The 2439-nt window shown below is 58.0% G+C and carries 3 protein-coding genes; all 3 read left to right on the top strand.

Annotation, left to right across the window (positions count from 1 at the left end):
* Nucleotides 1–92 precede the first annotated feature (92 nt).
* The 3 genes from tnpA to tnpC are packed head-to-tail and all read left to right on the top strand — an operon-like array spanning nt 93 to nt 2402.
* A complete protein-coding gene (gene tnpA, locus FHW04_RS23440; RefSeq protein ID WP_089562644.1) occupies nt 93–470 on the top strand; it encodes an IS66-like element accessory protein TnpA in 378 nt (125 codons plus the stop codon).
* Nucleotides 467–814 (top strand): IS66 family insertion sequence element accessory protein TnpB, encoded by a 348-nt coding sequence (gene tnpB, locus FHW04_RS23435; RefSeq protein WP_004114612.1) that lies wholly within the window; start codon nt 467–469, stop codon nt 812–814. The genes tnpA and tnpB overlap by 4 nt, the downstream gene beginning before the upstream one ends.
* Nucleotides 815–863: 49 nt before the next feature.
* A complete protein-coding gene (gene tnpC, locus FHW04_RS23430) occupies nt 864–2402 on the top strand; it encodes an IS66 family transposase (RefSeq protein WP_089562645.1) in 1539 nt (512 codons plus the stop codon).
* Nucleotides 2403–2439: the final 37 nt, after the last annotated feature.

The raw sequence follows: 2439 nt of genomic DNA, 5'->3' as shown, positions 1-2439 counted from the left end.
GTAAGCGTACAGCGTGAACCGTCTGGTCATAATCTGAAGCATCCGACAAAGTGGTGTCCACCAAATAAGTAGTGGGAACCAAAGTGTCAGATATGCAGAAAAATATGACTCCCGGCAGGCGTAAAGGCTGCCCTAATTATTCTCCTGAGTTTAAACAGCAACTCGTTGCTGCCTCCTGCGAACCCGGGATATCCATCTCAAAACTGGCGCTTGAAAATGGCATTAATGCCAATCTGCTCTTTAAATGGCGCCAGCAGTGGCGCGAGGGAAAGATGCTATTACCTTCCTCTGAGAGTCCTCAGTTACTTCCTGTGACTCTCGATGCCACCGCCGTACAACCAGAACCGCCCGCTGAGGACTCAGAGCTCAGCATCAGCTGTGAGGTAACGTTCCGGCACGGGACACTCCGCCTCAACGGCACTGTCAGCGAAAAGCTTCTGACTCTGCTGATACAGGAACTGAAGCGATGATCCCGCTACCAACAGGCACCAAAATCTGGCTGGTTGCCGGTATTACCGATATGAGAAACGGCTTCAACGGGCTGGCTGCAAAAGTGCAGACGGCGCTGAAAGACGAACCGATGTCCGGCCATGTCTTCATCTTCCGGGGCCGCAGCGGCAGTCAGGTTAAACTTCTGTGGTCCACCGGCGACGGGCTGTGCCTGCTGACCAAACGGCTGGAGCGCGGGCGCTTCGCCTGGCCGTCAGCTCGCGATGGCAAAGTGTTCCTGACCCCGGCGCAGCTGGCAATGCTGCTGGAAGGCATCGACTGGCGACAGCCGAAGCGGTTGCTGACCTCCCTGACCATGCTGTAGGCTTCTTTATCCTGGTTGTCGCAGAATAAGCCTGGTAAAATGCTGGCTTATGAATGGCATCTCTTCTGACGACATCCTTCTGCTGAAACAGCGCCTTGCCGAACAGGAAGCGCTGAACCGTGCCCTGCTGGAAAAGCTGGCAGACCGGGAGCGCGAAATAGACCATCTGCAGGCGCAGCTGGATAAACTTCGCCGGATGAACTTCGGCAGCCGTTCCGAAAAAGTCTCCCGCCGTATCGCACAAATGGAAGCCGATCTGAACCGGCTTCAAAAAGAGAGCGATACGCTGACCGGTCGGGTGGATGACCCGGCAGTACAGCGCACTCTGCGTCAGACCCGCACCCGCAAACCGTTCCCCGAATCACTCCCCCGCGATGAAAAACGCCTGCGGCCAGCGGGTTCCTGCTGCCCGGAGTGTGGTGGTGCGCTGAGTTACCTGGGTGAGGATGCCGCTGAACAGCTGGAGCTGATGCGCAGCGCCTTCCGGGTGATCCGGGCCGTACGGGAAAAACATGCCTGCACAAAATGTGATGCCATCGTGCAGGCCCCCGCGCCTTCGCGCCCCATTGAGCGGGGTATCGCCGGACCGGGGCTGATGGCCCGCGTGCTGACCTCAAAGTATGCAGAGCACACACCGCTGTATCGTCAGTCTGAAATATACGGTCGCCAGGGCGTGGAACTGAGCCGTTCACTGCTGTCGGGCTGGGTGGATGCATGCTGCCGGCTGCTGTCCCCGCTGGAGGAGGCGCTTCAGGACTATGTCCTGACTGACGGTAAACTCCATGCCGATGATACCCCGGTCCAGGTGCTGTTGCCGGGCAATAAGAAGACGAAGACCGGGCGGTTGTGGACGTATGTTCGTGATGACCGCAACGCCGGGTCAGCGCTGGCACCGGCGGTGTGGTTCGCCTACAGCCCCGACAGAAAAGGCATCCATCCGCAGACCCATCTTGCGGGGTTCAGCGGTGTGCTACAGGCGGATGCGTACGCCGGGTTCAACGAGCTGTACCGCGATGGCCGGATAACGGAAGCCGCCTGCTGGTCTCACGCCCGCCGTAAAATCCACGATGTGCACGTTCGCACGCCGTCAGCCCTGACGGAGGAAGCCCTGAAGCGTATCGGCGAACTGTATGCCGTGGAGGCGGAAATAAGAGGAATGCTGGCGGAACAACGGCTTGCTGAACGTCAGCGGAAAACGAAACCGCTGCTTAGTACCCTGGAAAGCTGGTTGCGTGAAAAAATGAAAACGCTGTCGCGACACTCGGAGCTGGCAAAGGCGTTCACGTACACCCTGAACCAGTGGCCGGCCCTGACGTACTATGCAGAAAACGGCTGGGCCGAAGCCGATAATAACATCGCTGAAAATGCGCTGCGGATGGTCAGTCTGGGTCGTAAAAACTGGTTGTTCTTCGGCTCAGACCACGGTGGTGAGCGGGGAGCGTTGCTGTACAGTCTAATCGGGACGTGCAAACTGAACGGCGTGGATCCAGAAAGCTACCTTCGCCATGTCCTTGACGTCATAGCTGACTGGCCGGTCAACCGGGTCAGCGAGCTGCTACCCTGGCGCATCACACTGCCAACTGAATAACACATCCCCGTCAATACGGTTCTCGCTGTACGCTTAC

The sequence above is a fragment of the Pantoea sp. AN62 genome, from assembly GCF_050432985.1.
In the GTDB taxonomy this organism is placed as follows: domain Bacteria; phylum Pseudomonadota; class Gammaproteobacteria; order Enterobacterales; family Enterobacteriaceae; genus Pantoea; species Pantoea brenneri.
This window is presented reverse-complemented; position numbering and strand designations above follow the sequence as displayed.